10 protein-coding genes are annotated in these 13,995 nt (G+C 69.7%); 7 read left to right on the top strand and 3 right to left on the bottom strand.

Going from position 1 to position 13,995, the window contains the following annotated elements:
* The first annotated feature begins 149 nt into the window (after positions 1-149).
* Entirely contained in the window at positions 150-2,975 is a 2,826-nt protein-coding gene (locus PIQ37_RS10290) for a S8 family serine peptidase (RefSeq protein ID WP_342073388.1), read from the top strand.
* A gap of 120 nt (positions 2,976-3,095) precedes the next feature.
* Here the strand turns inward: PIQ37_RS10290 and PIQ37_RS10285 are convergent, their stop codons facing one another.
* Positions 3,096-4,196, bottom strand: coding sequence for a Glu/Leu/Phe/Val dehydrogenase dimerization domain-containing protein (locus tag PIQ37_RS10285; RefSeq protein WP_148828776.1), 1,101 nt, complete (start codon positions 4,194-4,196; stop codon positions 3,096-3,098).
* A gap of 272 nt (positions 4,197-4,468) precedes the next feature.
* Between PIQ37_RS10285 and PIQ37_RS10280 the strand changes: the two genes are divergently transcribed.
* Positions 4,469-4,693 (top strand): hypothetical protein, encoded by a 225-nt coding sequence (locus PIQ37_RS10280; RefSeq protein ID WP_342073387.1) that lies wholly within the window; start codon positions 4,469-4,471, stop codon positions 4,691-4,693.
* On the opposite strand, the gene PIQ37_RS10275 is transcribed toward PIQ37_RS10280, so the two are convergent.
* Positions 4,690-5,007 carry a YXWGXW repeat-containing protein gene (locus tag PIQ37_RS10275; protein ID WP_342073386.1) on the bottom strand — a complete coding sequence of 106 codons (318 nt, stop codon included), beginning with the start codon at positions 5,005-5,007 and terminating at the stop codon, positions 4,690-4,692. The genes PIQ37_RS10280 and PIQ37_RS10275 overlap by 4 nt on opposite strands.
* 218 nt (positions 5,008-5,225) lie before the next feature.
* Between PIQ37_RS10275 and PIQ37_RS10270 the strand changes: the two genes are divergently transcribed.
* The 4 genes from PIQ37_RS10270 (at position 5,226) to PIQ37_RS10255 (ending at position 12,127) form a co-directional block, all read left to right on the top strand.
* Positions 5,226-8,807, top strand: coding sequence for a methylmalonyl-CoA mutase family protein (locus PIQ37_RS10270; RefSeq protein WP_342073385.1), 3,582 nt, complete (start codon positions 5,226-5,228; stop codon positions 8,805-8,807).
* 156 nt (positions 8,808-8,963) lie between these two features.
* Complete coding sequence (locus PIQ37_RS10265) at positions 8,964-9,449, top strand: nuclear transport factor 2 family protein (RefSeq protein ID WP_342073384.1); 486 nt, start codon at positions 8,964-8,966, stop codon at positions 9,447-9,449.
* 335 nt (positions 9,450-9,784) lie between these two features.
* Positions 9,785-10,822: an HDOD domain-containing protein gene (locus tag PIQ37_RS10260; protein ID WP_342073383.1), complete on the top strand. Its 1,038-nt coding sequence runs from the start codon at positions 9,785-9,787 to the stop codon at positions 10,820-10,822.
* Positions 10,823-10,966: 144 nt separating this feature from the next.
* Complete coding sequence (locus PIQ37_RS10255; protein ID WP_342073382.1) at positions 10,967-12,127, top strand: M50 family metallopeptidase; 1,161 nt, start codon at positions 10,967-10,969, stop codon at positions 12,125-12,127.
* Positions 12,128-12,190: 63 nt separating this feature from the next.
* On the opposite strand, the gene PIQ37_RS10250 is transcribed toward PIQ37_RS10255, so the two are convergent.
* Positions 12,191-12,679, bottom strand: a complete 489-nt coding sequence (locus PIQ37_RS10250) for a pyridoxamine 5'-phosphate oxidase family protein (protein ID WP_152237959.1) — start codon at positions 12,677-12,679, stop codon at positions 12,191-12,193.
* Between the two features lie 289 nt (positions 12,680-12,968).
* Here PIQ37_RS10250 and PIQ37_RS10245 point away from each other — a divergent pair, with 289 nt between their 5' ends.
* Positions 12,969-13,943 (top strand): lipase family protein, encoded by a 975-nt coding sequence (locus PIQ37_RS10245; protein WP_342073381.1) that lies wholly within the window; start codon positions 12,969-12,971, stop codon positions 13,941-13,943.
* The last annotated feature ends 52 nt before the right edge of the window (positions 13,944-13,995 follow it).

The following is a 13,995-nucleotide window of genomic DNA, read 5'->3' as shown; positions in this document are numbered from 1 at the left end:
CAAATCGCAGGGACTCGGGGCGGCCGTCCGATGGGCGATGTTTCGGTGTAGATTGGCGTGGGTCATCACCGTCGCCGACGGCCGATGAATGGGAATGGCACCGGCCGGTGCGGCAGATCAAGGTAGAGGGGAAGGACATGCGGGCATTGATGGCACGGTCGCTGCTGGCGGCCGCGGTAGCGGTTGCGCTCACCTCGTGCGGTGGCGGCGGTGGCGGTGGCGGCAATCTGGTCCATGGCAGCCCGCCACCGACCTCGCCGCCTCCGCCCCCACCACCGCCGCCTCCGCCGCCGCCGCCGACGTCGCCACCTCCGACCTCGCCGCCGCCGCCACAGCCGGCGTTCGACGCGCATCTGACCCTGACCAATACGCTGGCCGCGCACAGCGCCGGCTACGACGGCAGCGGCTACCGCATCGGCGTGGTCGACACCGGCGTCAACCGCAATCATCCGGCGCTGGCCGGGCGCGTGGTGTCGAACCTGATCTACGTCGATCCGAGCCAGAACAACACCAAGGTCGACGACGTCGACGGCCACGGCACCACCGTGGCGCAGCTGGCGGCAGGCAGGTCGGTCGGGCAGTGGCCGGGCGGCATCGCACCGGGCGCGCAGATCGTGTCCGCACGCATCATTTCCGATACCCCGCCCAAGGACGACGGCAGCGGCAGCGGCAACCAGGTCAGCGGCGGGCTGGGCCTGACTCAGGTGCACCAGGACCTGATCAATGCCGGGGTCAAGGTGATGAACAACTCCTGGGGCGGCATCTACTGGACCGACCTGAACTCGACCAACGCCATCGCCGACGAGTACCGCCCGTTCGTGCTCGGCTACGGCGGCCTGGTGGTGTTCGCGGCCGGCAACGAATCCAAGTCCACGCCCTCGGACATCGCCTCGTTGCCCAGCAAGGCCGGCCCCAACGGCACGCTGCCGGCGGCGGACCTGGAGCGCGGCTGGCTGGTGGTGGCGGCGACGGATTCGAGCACCGGCACGCAACTGGCGTCGTATTCCAACGCCTGCGGCGCGGCGATGCGCTACTGCCTGGTCGCGCCCGGCACCGAGGTGTTCGTCGATCCCAAGGCGACCACCTCCACCAGCAACCCCGACTACTACTACGGCAGCGGCACCTCGTACGCGGCGCCGCTGGTGTCCGGTGCGGCGGCGCTGGTCTGGCAGGCCTTCCCGTATTTCAACAACGACCTGGTCCGGCAGACTCTGCTCGGCACCGCCACCGACCTGGGCACGCCGGGCGTGGATGCGACGTTCGGCTACGGCCTGCTCAACGTCGGCAAGGCGGTGCAGGGACCGGGGCGCTTCGACTGGGGCGATGTCACGGTGGCCTTCACCGGCAGTTCGACCTGGGCCAACGACATCGCCGGCAGCGGCGGGCTGATCAAGCAGGGCAGCGGCACGCTGACCCTCAGCGGCACCCAGAACACCTACAGCGGCGACACCCAGGTGCAGGGCGGCACGCTCAGCGCGGCCAGCCTGGCCAGCTCGAACGTGGCGATCAGCAATGGCGCCACCTTCGTCGGCACCGGCGCGCTCGGCGGCAGCGTCGCCAATGCCGGCACCTTCCAGGTCGGTGCGGCCACGCTGAGCCTGAGCGGCAACTACGTGCAGAGCAGCAACGGCCGCCTGGCGCTGCTGGTCGGCGACAAGCTCTCGGTCGGCGGCAGCGCCACCCTGCAGGGCGGTTCGCTGTACGTGCTCGGCAAGCGCGACTATGTGGTCAACAACACCGCGTACACGGTGCTGCAGGCCAACGGCGGCCTCACCGGCACCTTCGCCTCGGTGACGACACCATCGAACGTGTTCCTGACCTCGTCGCTGTCCTACGACGCCACCAGTGCCTCGATCACCGTGCAGGCGTTGAGCGTCACGGCGGCCGCGGCCGGTTTCGGCAACGTCACCGCCGCCAGCCTGGCCTCGGCGACCCGCGTGGACGCGGCGTTCGCGCAGCTCAACACGCAGCTGAGCCACGACCCGGCCACGGTCGATGGCGTCCTGCTCAAGGCCGCCGGCGCGGTGCAGCAGTCGCCGAGCGTGGCGGCGGCGTCGGCGACGCTGCGCAGCCTGTCCGGCGAGGCGCATGCCGCGGCCACCGCGATGACCTTCGACACCATGGACCTGCAACGGCGCGCGCTGTCCAGCCGCTTCGACACGCTGGTCGAACAACCGCGCGCGGTCGGCGCCTGGAGCCAGCGCCTGGGCGAGACCGGGCAGGGCAGCTTCGCCGGCAGCCAGTTCCAGCTCGATGGCTGGCTGATGGGCCAGGACCTGCGCCTGGGCGAACACGCGGTGGCCGGCTTCGCCTTCGGCGAGAGCCGCGCCAGCGACGCCGGCAGCCTGGACCGCAGCCGCAACCGCCAGGTGCAGGGCCAGGCCTATCTCGGCGCGATGGCCGGCAACGCCTATGCGCTGGCGCAACTGGGCAGCGGCCAGTACCAGCGCCAGCTCGACCGCAGCCTGCTGCTCGGCGACACCGTTGCCGACGCCTCCAGCCGTTATGCCGGTCGCTTCCTGTCCTCCAGCGTGGAGGTCGGCTATCGGCTCGGGCGCGGCCCGGCGTGGCTGACCCCGTATGCCGGCGCCGACTACAGCCGCATCGACAGCGATGGCTTCCGCGAACAGGGCGGCGATGGCTTCGGGCTGATGGCCGGTGCCGCCAGTTCCTCGCGTAGCCAAGCGTTGGCCGGCCTGCGGGGCGGATTCGGCGGGCGCGGCTGGTCGCTGCAGGGTTATGCCGAGTGGCAGCAGACGCTGGCCGCGCAGGGACTGGACTGGCAGGCCAGCTTCGTCGGCGTGAATGCGTGGGCGCCGCTGGTGGACCTGCAGCCGGCGCGCTCCGGCGGCCTGTTCGGCGCCAGCCTGCAGACGCGCTGGAATGGGGCGTTGCTGGGGTTGGGTTACGACCAGCGCTTCGGCCCGCGCGGCGACGACCGCGCGGTGTCGCTGCGCTATCGCCTGGGCTTCTGAGTCCCGGTGCCCGAACCGGCGCGTGCTGCGCCGGTTCGGGGTCGATCGGTCAAGGAGGGCGGGGACGCCCCGGCCCTGCGATCTGCGGCCTTCCGCCTGCGGCGCAGGCGGCGTGAAGCATCACTCGCCGCGCAGGTGCCCCATCGAGCGCGGTGCGGTACGGCCCAGCGGCAGCTTGAGCTTGCCGATCGCCTGCATGCGCGCCTCGGCGATGCGGTCGGCGGCCTGTTGCGGCGGAATGTTCTCGCGCTCGGACAGGTCGAAGATCTTGCCGAGGTTGTGGTACATGCTGCGGATCAGCCGCATCGCGCGTTCGCGGTTGTAGCCATCGATCTCCAGCGACACGTTCATCACGCCGCCGGCGTTGACCGCGTAGTCGGGCGCGTAGAGGATGCCGCGGCGGTGCAATTCCTCGCCGACCGCGGCATTGGCCAATTGGTTGTTGGCTGTGCCGCAGACGATCTTGACCTTGAGCCGCGGCAGCTTGGCCTCGTCGAGCGCGCTCTCCATGGCGCATGGCGCCAGCACGTCGGCGGCGACGTCGTAGATGTCGTCCGGGTCCACCGCTTCGGCGCCGTATTCGGCCACCGCGCGCGCGACCAGCGCCGGGTCCAGGTCGGTCACGTAAAGCTTGGCGCCGCGTTCCTTGAGCAGCTTCACCAGCTCCATGCCGATGTGGCCCAGCCCCTGTACGGCGATGCTGGTCTTGCCGATCTCCTCGTGGCCGAACTTGCGCTGCAGCGAGGCCATCAGCGCCTGCAGCGCGCCGTAGGCGGTGAACGGGGCGGGATCGCCGGAGCCGCCATGCACCTGGTGCACGCCGGTGACGTACTCGGTCTCCAGATAGATCTGCTCCATGTCGTTGACGTCGGTGCCGACATCCTCGGCGGTGATGTAGCGGCCGCCCAGCGAATCGACGTAGCGGCCGAAGGCGCGGAACAGCGCTTCGGACTTGTCGCTCTTCGGGTCGCCGATGATCACCGCCTTGCCGCCGCCGATGTTGAGCCCGGCCAGCGCGTTCTTGTAGGTCATGGTGCGGCTGAGCCGCAGCGCGTCCTGCAGGGCGGACTCGGTGTTGGCGTAGGGGCGCATGCGCACGCCGCCCAGCGCGGGGCCGAGCACGGTGTTGTGGATGGCGATGATCGCCTGCAGTCCCACGTCGCGGTTGTGGCAGAAGACGACCTGTTCGTGGCCGGTGTTGGCTAGCGTTTCGAAAAGCATGGGGGCTCCGCTGGCGTTGCAGGTGTCGGACACCATGGTCCAGGAACGTGCCTGGTGGGTGGCGCAAAACAAAAACGCGACGGTTCCGGAACAGGCCCTGAGCGTCGCGATGCCGACATTTTAAAGCAATTGCCGGCCGCCCGCGCGACGGCGCCGCGGCCACGCAACGCGGGCATCTCGCCGCTCTGTGCGACGCCAGCGGGGGCAGGCTGGGGCGCCTGTTCGTCGGGTGGTCTGCCTGCTGGCGGAGTGGGGCGCGGGCTTCCGCGGTAATGGCGCTGGCCACCCAGGTGTGCGCGGTGCGATGGCGGACCTGCTCGGTCGTGCTGGCGGTGGACAAGCCGGTGCAGTGGCGCGGGGCGAGCGTCGGTGCCGTTGGCGGCAGCAGCGGTTGGCAGCGGTGGGCCCATACCGCCGCGGCCCCGCATGCCGCGGCGGCGTGGGCCGCGATCGCCGCCGGCACGGCGATCGCGTCTCCCCGGGGATGGATGGACTAGCGGCGTGTCCAATAGCCCGCGTGGAAGCGATAGGCGGGGCCGTAGTGCTCCCAGCGCGGACCGACATAGACGTAGCCCGGCCGTTCCACCACGTAGCGGCCGGCGACCCAGACGTGATGGCGTCCGTTCCATTGCCAGTAACCGGGCATCCAGACATAGCCGGGCCGTACCACCACCCGTTCCACCCGCGGTGGCGGCGGGGCGGTGCGGACCGACAGTTCCACCACCTCGCGCGCCTGCGCGGGCGCGACGGCCATGGCACCGGCGAGCGCGCCGCCGAGCAGGGAGGCCAGCAACAAGGGACGAGCGAACATGCGATGTCTCCGAAGGCATCGGCGGGGTGCCGACGCGGGAGGAAACGCCGCGACCGACACGCCTGTTGACGCGTTCCCGAGGGCGTATTCATGCAGCGGATAGCCAGGCGCAGCGGCGCGCTGGCAGCCCGGGACGCAGGTTTGCATGCTGCAGCGCAACCTGCCCGCGTCGCGCCGCGCGCCTAGAATCGCGGCATTCTCTTTTCGATGTCCGCACGATGAGCCTTCCCGCGTCCCGCGTTCCGTTGCCGCAGACGGACGCCAGTCCCTTGCGTTTCGTCACCGCCGCCAGCCTGTTCGACGGCCACGACGCGGCGATCAACATCATGCGCCGCCTGATCCAGGCGCAGGGTGCCGAGGTGATCCATCTCGGCCACAACCGCAGCGTCGAGGACGTGGTGCGCGCAGCGCTGCACGAGGATGCCGACGCGATCGCGCTGTCGTCCTACCAGGGCGGGCACGTGGAGTACTTCAAGTACATGGTCGACATGCTGCGCGAGCGCGGCGCCGGCCATGTGCGGGTGTTCGGTGGCGGTGGCGGCACCATCACGCCGGAGGAGATCGCCGAACTGCAGGCCTACGGCGTGGAGCGCATCTACCACCCCAACGACGGCATGAAGATGGGCCTGGTGGAGATGATCGAGGACGTGGTGGCGCGGGCAGGGCGCGGCCGCGAGGCTGCGGCGGAGGCGCGTGGTGCGACGCCGGCCGGCTCCCCGCTGCCGGACATCGACGACGAGATCGGGATCGGCCGGATGCTGTCGGCGATCGAGGATGGGGCGTTTTCGGAGGCGGAACTGGCGTTGCTGCGCAAGCAGTGGCAGTCCGGCGCGGCCTCGGCGGCCGAGCCGCGCAGCCGGCGCACCGCGCCGGTGCTGGGCCTCACCGGCACCGGCGGTGCCGGCAAGTCCTCGGTCACCGACGAACTGCTCAACCGCTTCCTGGCCAGCTTCCCGCAGATGCGCATCGCGGTGGTGTCGGTCGACCCGAGCCGGCGCCGCACCGGAGGCGCGCTGCTCGGCGACCGCATCCGCATGAACGCGCTGCGCAGCCCGCGTGTTTACATGCGTTCGATGGCCACGCGGCGCCAGCACGCCGCCACCAACCGAGTGCTGAAGGACTGCATCGCGTTGTTGAAGGCGGTCGGCTACGACCTGGTGATCGTGGAGACCGCCGGCATCGGCCAGAGCGATTCGGAGATCGTCGACCTGGTCGATTTCCCGGTGTACGTGATGACCAGCGACTACGGTGCGCCGAGCCAGCTGGAGAAGATCGACATGCTCGACTTCGCCGAACTGGTGGTGTTGAACAAGTACGACCGGCGCGGCGCCGAGGATGCGCTGCGCGACGTGCGCAAGCAGTGGCGGCGCAACCGCGCGGCGTTCCAGCTGGAGGACGAGGCGGTGCCGGTGTATCCGACCATCGCCAGCCAGTTCAACGACCCGGGCGTGAGCTGGATGTTCGTCAATCTGTGCCGCCTGCTGCGCGAGAAGCTGGCCACGCAGGCGGACACCGCGGCAAATGCGCCGGGCGCACAGGCGCACTGCGATTTCCGCCCGCAGCTCGACACCACGCTGAAGGAGCCGCGCGCCACCGTGTTGATTCCCGGCGCGCGCGTGCGCTACCTGGCCGAGATCGCCGAACAGGGGCGCGCCCTCAATGCCGGCGTGTTGCGCCAGGCCGAGGCCGCTGACCGTGCGCAGGCGTTCTGGCAAGCGCTGCACGAACTGCAGGATCCGCAGTTGCCGGCACAACTGGAACTGTATGCGGCGCAGGATCTGCTGCCGGCGTCGCGTGCATCCGCCGATGCGTCCGCCGACGCCGTCGACGCCGTCGACGCCAGCCTGCTGCTCCTGCGCCAGCGCTACAACGATGCGCTGCAGTCGCTGTCCAGCGAGTCGCTGAAACTGCTGCGCGAGTGGCCGCAGCGGCTGAAGTCGATCACCGATCCGGTCACCGAGTATGCAGTGCGCGGCAAGCCGATCCGCGTGGAAAACTACCGGCAGTCGCTGAGCCACCAGTCCATTCCGAAGATCGCCGCGCCGCGCTACAAGAGCTGGGGCGAACTGCTGACCTTCCTCGGCAAGGAAAATCTGCCGGGCAGCTATCCGTACACCGGCGGCGTGTATCCGTACCGGCGCACCGGCGAAGATCCGATCCGCATGTTCGCCGGCGAGGGCACGCCGGAGCGCACCAACCGGCGCTTCCACTACCTGAGCGTCGGCCAGCCGGCCGCGCGCCTGTCCACCGCCTTCGACAGCGTCACCCTGTACGGCGAGGATCCGGCGCCGCGCCCGGACATCTACGGCAAGATCGGCAACTCCGGAGTCAACATTCCGACCCTGGACGACATGAAGAAGCTGTACTCCGGCTTCGACCTGTGCGCGCCGACCACCAGCGTGTCGATGACCATCAACGGTCCGGCGCCGATGATCCTGGCGATGTTCATGAACACCGCCATCGACCAGCAGGTGGAGAAACATCTCAAGGCCGATGTGCAGCGCTGGGCCCAGGCCGAGCAGACCCTGGCCCGATTGTTCGAAGGCCGCGAACGCCCGCGCTATCACGGTGAGTTGCCGCCGGGCAACGACGGCCTTGGCCTGGCCCTGCTCGGGGTCAGCGGCGACCAGTTGGTGGACGCGGAGACCTACTCGCAGATCAAGGCGCAGACCCTGTCCAGCGTGCGCGGCACGGTGCAGGCCGACATCCTCAAGGAGGACCAGGCGCAGAACACCTGCATCTTCAGCACCGAGTTCGCGCTGCGCATGATGGGCGACATCCAGCAGTATTTCGTCGAGCAGAAGGTGCGCAACTTCTACTCGGTGTCCATCTCCGGCTACCACATCGCCGAGGCCGGGGCGAACCCGATCAGCCAGCTCGCCTTCACCCTCAGCAACGGCTTCACCATCGTCGAGTACTACCTGGCGCGGGGCATGCACATCGACGACTTCGCGCCCAACCTGAGCTTCTTCTTCAGCAACGGCATGGACCCGGAGTACACGGTGATCGGCCGGGTGGCGCGGCGGATCTGGGCGCGGGCGATGCGCGAGCGCTACGGCGGCAACGAGCGCAGCCAGATGATGAAGTACCACATCCAGACCTCGGGCCGTTCGCTGCACGCGCAGGAGATCCAGTTCAACGACATCCGCACCACGCTGCAGGCGCTGTACGCGCTGTTCGACAACTGCAACAGCCTGCACACCAACGCCTACGACGAGGCGATCACCACGCCCACCGAGGAGAGCGTGCGCCGCGCGGTGGCGATCCAGATGATCATCAACAAGGAGCTGGGGCTGAACTTCTGCGAGAACCCCTGGCAGGGCAGCTTCATCGTCGAGCAGCTCACCGACCTGGTGGAAGAAGCGGTATACAAGGAGTTCGAGGCGATCAGCGAGCGCGGTGGCGTGCTCGGCGCGATGGACACCATGTACCAGCGCGGCAAGATCCAGGAAGAGAGCCTGTACTACGAACACAAGAAGCACGACGGCAGCCTGCCGCTGGTCGGGGTCAACACCTTCCTGCCCAAGGAGCACGCCGGCGAGACCGCGACCGAGATCGAGCTGATCCGCTCCACCGAGCAGGAAAAGGACCAGCAGATCGGCAACGTGCGCGACTGGCAGCAGCGCCGCAACGCGCTGGCGCTGGCGGCCGACGGTGCCGGCCTGGGCGCGCTGCAGCGCACCGCGCGCGAGCGCCGCAACGTGTTCGCGGCGCTGATGGAGGCGGTCAAGACCCACAGCCTGGGCCAGATCAGCCATGCGCTGTACGAGGTGGGCGGCGAGTATCGGCGCAACATGTAGGCGCCGACGGTCGTGGCTGCCGACGCCGGCGCGCCGCGGTCGGCGAGGGTGCCTGCCGCGCGTGCGTCTGCGGCGCCGCGCCAGCGCATGCGGCAATCTTGCGGCCGCGGCCCGAGCGGTTTCATAGTGTCCCATCGATTCACGCAGAGGGTGCCGATGAAAGCCTGGGGAGCGTTGGCAGTATTGATGGCGTGCGCGGCGTCGACCCGCGCGGCGGAACCGGCCGGGGATGGGGCGGCGGGGCCGCTGTTCGACACCGTCGCGGCGCTGGACCAGCGCCTGTTTGAGGCCTACAACCGCTGCGACCTGGCGGCGTTCGCGTCGTTGTTCGTGCCGGACGTGGAGTTCTACCACGACACCGGCGGGGTCACCTGGGACCGCGCGAGCGTCGTCGACAACACGCGCAAATGGATCTGCGGCAAGGTCCGCCGCGAGTTGCTGCCCGGCACCTTGCGGGTCTATCCGATCAAGGACTTCGGGGCGATCGAGGAAGGCGAGCACCGCTTCTGCGAGCTGGCCAGCGGCCGCTGCGAGGGCATCGCCAAGTTCGTGATGGTGTGGCGCCAGGACCCGGACGGTTGGAAGTTGACGCGGGTACTCAGCTACGGGCATCGCAGCGCGCCCGCACCGGCGCCGCACTGAGCGTGCAGGTGGCCGTCGCCCCGCAGAGGGCGGCGGTCGAGCCCATCGCCCCGACCAGACCCGCCACGTGCCGTCCGCAGGCGGCAGCGAGGAGCGGCGCAACAGGCTGGTGGACTGGTGCAGGGCGCTGTCGGCACGCCGCTTGCTTGCTGCTGAGTAGCGCGATCGCGCGTTGTCCATGACCGCCTCACGGAGGTCGGCCACCGCATCACGTCGGCGTTGCGCAGAAACCCGCGCGGCGTGCTTGAATGACATGGCGTGCCGCGTGGGCGCGCACCGGTGGCCGGGCGCGGGGACCTGGCGATGTTTTGCGGATGACGACGATCGTGCCGATCATGTGGATTGCCATCAGTGCGGGTGCGCTGGTGCTGGGGGGCGGGCTGTGGTGGTGGCTGCGGCGTGGTGCTGACGAAGCGGCCGAGGCGCCGCAGGCGCGCGCCCATGCCGAGGATGCCGACGTATCCTCGGCACCGGCCGTGTCTGCATCCACCGCGGCAGCCGCGCCTGTTGCCGCGGTGGACCCGGGCCTCGACCCATTCGCCGACCCGGCCCTGCTCGATCTGGATCCGGTGCCGGACGCCGCGATCCTGGCGCGTCTGTGCGAGCTGGCATTCGCCGGCCGGCCGGTGAGCACGTCGGCCACGCCTGCGCCGGCGGTCATGGCCGAGGCCGCCGCGGTGCTGGCCCGCATCGACGCGCATCCGCGCTACACGCCGCGACGCCCGCACCTGCTGCCGCAGCTCACCCGCGCGATCAACGACCCGACCGCCGGCGCCCATTCCATCGCCACGATCCTGGGCCAGGACCCGGCGCTGGCCGGCAACCTGCTGCGCATCGCCAACAGCGTCGTCTACCGCCGCCATCCCGAGCCGATCGAGAACCTGGAACGGGCGGTGGCCCTGCTCGGCACCGAGGGTCTGCGCCAGATCGTGCTGGCGGCGCTGCTGCAACCGGTGATCGTCGACGACGGCAGCGTCTTCGGCCGCTGTGCGGCGGTCCTGTGGGAACACACCCTGCTGTCGGCGCACGCCGCCTCCCAAGTGCCCGACCGCGAGGATGCGAACGCCGCGCAGTTGCTGGCGCTGTTGTGCGGGCTGGGCGCGGTCTCGGTGGTGCAGGTGCTGCGCGATGTCCACGCACGCCACGCCGAGGCAGCGCCCACGCCGGCGGCAGTGACCGAGATGCTTGAGGCCTGGTCGGCACACTGCGCCAAGGCCATTTCCGCGGACTGGGGGCTGTCGCCGCGCGTGCAACGCGCCCTGGAGGAGCAGTCGGGCGACGCCGATGCGGCGACCATGAGTCCGCTTGGCCTGGCCCTGCGCCGGCATCGCGCCGCGGCGGCTGCGCAGCTGGCGGTGCGCTATCGCCGTTAGTCGCGGCAGGTGCACGATCGGACGGCACCGGCGAACCGTGCAAAGCCTCGGTGAATCGCGACCGCGGCGGTGCGGCGCAGGGCGCGATCGCCCTGTGCGGTTGCGCAAGGTGCTGCAAGGCCCGCTCCACGCGGGTGAACGCGGATGAGCGCCGTCGACGAGGCGCGCATCCCATGGGCTGCGCCGCCCTGGCTCGACGGCGTGCTCAAAGGCGTGCGCGTTGTCCTGATGATAGTGGGCAGCCTGGCGATGCTTGCCGGCTGCTTCGCCCTGGCGAACGTGGTCACGTCTTCGCTCGCGCCGTTTCTGGCGATGCTGCTGATCTTCCCGCTGGCGGCATTCGCCACGATCGCAATCCACGAGGGTGGGCATGCGTTTGCTGCACGCGCGATCGGCATGACCGTGTACCGGGTGCACGTGGGGCCGCTGCAGTTGCTTGCGCGCCGTCGCGGCTGGCGGATCCGCTGGAAACGCATGCGTCCGGGCGACAACGCGGGCAGCGTGATCGCGGTGCCCAATCCATACGCGGCGCTGCGCCCGCAGTATCTCCTGCTGATCGCCGGAGGTCCGCTGGCCAACCTGCTGGTGTCGGCGGGGTGCGGTGTCCTGGCATGGCATTGGGGTCCGGGCAGCACCAGCGGCGCGTTCTGCACCGGCGCGGCGGTGTTCAATCTAGCGGCAGGCCTGGCCAATCTGGTGCCGTCGCAGAGCGCGAGCGGGGCCAGTGATGGTCTGCAGTTGGTGCGACATGCCCGTCCACGCGATCCTGACGCCCTCGTCGACGTGCTCGCCGAACTCAACGGCCTTTCATCGCGCGGCGTCACCGCGGACAAGCTGCCGGCACACCGCCTGGCCCTGCTCGCGGAAGGCGATGGCGGGTTTTTCTATGTGTGGTTCACGCTGAAAGCCATGCAGATCCGTGGCGAGTGGGCGCACGCCGCTGCCCTGCAGGCGTCTTTCGAAGCGCAGGTCGCGACCCTGCCTGCGCCGGTCGCCGACGCCTGGCACACCCTGATCGCGCTGTTGCGCTGCGAACTCGCGTTCTCGCGGGCGATGGCCGGTGCCGACGAGGCCGATCCCCTGGATGCGGCCTTGACGGTGGATCTTGATTGGGCGGCGCCGGCGTTGCGCCCGCGCTGCCAGGCGCTGATGGCGGTGCGGCGTGGCGACCACAGTGCCGCACTGGCCGCGTTGACGCGCGCGGAAGCGTTGGCCGAGAACGACGTGGACGCGGCGACGCGGCAGTGCGAACGCGGCCTGCGCGAGGCGATCCGCCAGCGTCTGCCGGTCGCCTCGGTTCTCTGATGGTGTCGGCCAGCCGGCGTGCAGCCGGCTGGCATGGGTTGTCTGATGTGCTTGGCGTGCCGCTCAGCGCAGCGGCACGTCGGCGACCTTGTCCTGGTAGTCGCGCTTGGGATCGATGCCGAACAGCACCTTGATGCCGGCCATCAGGCTGGAACCGTTGAGCCAGATCTGCGCGTGATCCGGGTCCAGGCGCAGCAGCGCCAGTTTCGGATCGTCCTTGCCCTGTTCGTACCAGGCGTCGATGAAGCCGTTCCACAGGCGCTCGATCACCGCCTGGTCGTTGTCGACGCTGAGCGTGCCGCTGATGCTGGCGAACAGATCGTGGTTCTTGGCGCTGAACGCTGCGATCACCCGCTGGCTCTGCGTCAGCTTCTGCACCAGCGCGTTGTCCTTGGAGGTGAAGAACCAGATCGGGCCGCCGTGATCGCCCTCGAACTGCGCGGTCATCGGCCGGGCGTGGCCGTCCTCGACGCCGTCCAGGCCCAGCATCACGGTGCGGTCGGACTTCAATGCCTTCCAGAATTTCTCTTCCAGTTCCTGCGGGCTGGCCATGCGGATCTCCGAGCGGGCGACAGTGCCCGCCTGCACTGTGCCGGCAGGCGCGCGCGCAGTCCGTGACGGGAGGGTGCAGGCCACGTGCAGAGCCGGTGCGCGCTGACTCCTGTAGACAAGTGCGGCGATGCGCAGCGCGCTGCGATGCGTATCGAAGCATCGCGCCGATCCCCGGTGCTACTAAGCGACCACGCCACGCATGCAGCGTGGCGGACGGACCACGGTTCCGCAGGGAAGGCGTGTGCCGACTGCCCGCGGCACGCGCCGCTTTCCGACAGGACGTTTGCCGATGAGTGCGATTCCCGCGACGCAACCGCTGTTGCCGCCGCAACTGACCCTGGCGATGGCCGCTGCCAGCATCGCCGCCTACGCGGCCTATGAAGGCAAGCCGGTCTCGGCGCCGTCCGACTACCGTCTGGTCGCCCGCTGGTCCGGCTGGGATGGCGACCCGCTGGGGGGCAGCGAGGAACTGTTCGGCTTGCTGTTCCGTTCCACCGCCACTGCCGGGACCTATCTGTTCGCGTTCCGCGGCACCGATTCGGACCTGGACATCTACGAGGACCTCGACTTCTCCACCACCGCCTTCGTGCCCAGCGCCGGTACCGTCACGCCGGTGCCGCAGGTGTCGGCCGGGTTCTACGGCATCTACAACGGCAGGGGCGGCGCGATGCGCGCCTCGATGCGCGCGCAGTTGTTCGCGCTGCTGGAGCACTTCGCGCCGACCCAGGTCTTTGTCACCGGGCACAGCCTGGGCGGTGCGCTGAGCCAGTTGTTTTCGCTGGACCTGGCGCTGAGCCGGCCGGCGCTGCCCAGCCGCAACATCAACTTCTGCAGCCCGATGGTCGGCGACGCGAGCTGGGAACAGGCCTATGCCGCGCATATCGCCGCGGCCGACAGCACGCGCTGCTACAACTACTGGGACTATGCGCCGTCGCTGCCGCCGTCCGCGTTTGGCTATGCGTCGGTGGGGCAGGCGTTCCGCACCGCCTACGACGTCAACGGCGCCTGGTTCCCGCATCTGCTGCCGCGGCACTCCATCGCCAACATGCAGGTCGTGCTGCAGCACGCCCTGTGGCAGACGCCGCAGGCCTGGAGCGGGACCTTCGCCGACCAGACCGATCCGCAGCGGCTGATGCGCAGCCAGATCCCGCCCACCACGCCGCATCCGGCCTGGGCGGACATGGCGCTGACCGCCCGGGCGGCCGAGCAGGCACTGGGCTTTCCGGAGGGGGCAGCGGCGTCGCCGGCGGCGGCCACGCCATGAGTGCGTGCGCGGCCCGGCGGCGCGCCCGTTGTGCCCGGGGTCACTGCATGGC

It is taken from the genome of Xanthomonas protegens (assembly GCF_038442435.1).
GTDB lineage: Bacteria > Pseudomonadota > Gammaproteobacteria > Xanthomonadales > Xanthomonadaceae > Xanthomonas_A > Xanthomonas_A sontii.
This window is presented reverse-complemented; position numbering and strand designations above follow the sequence as displayed.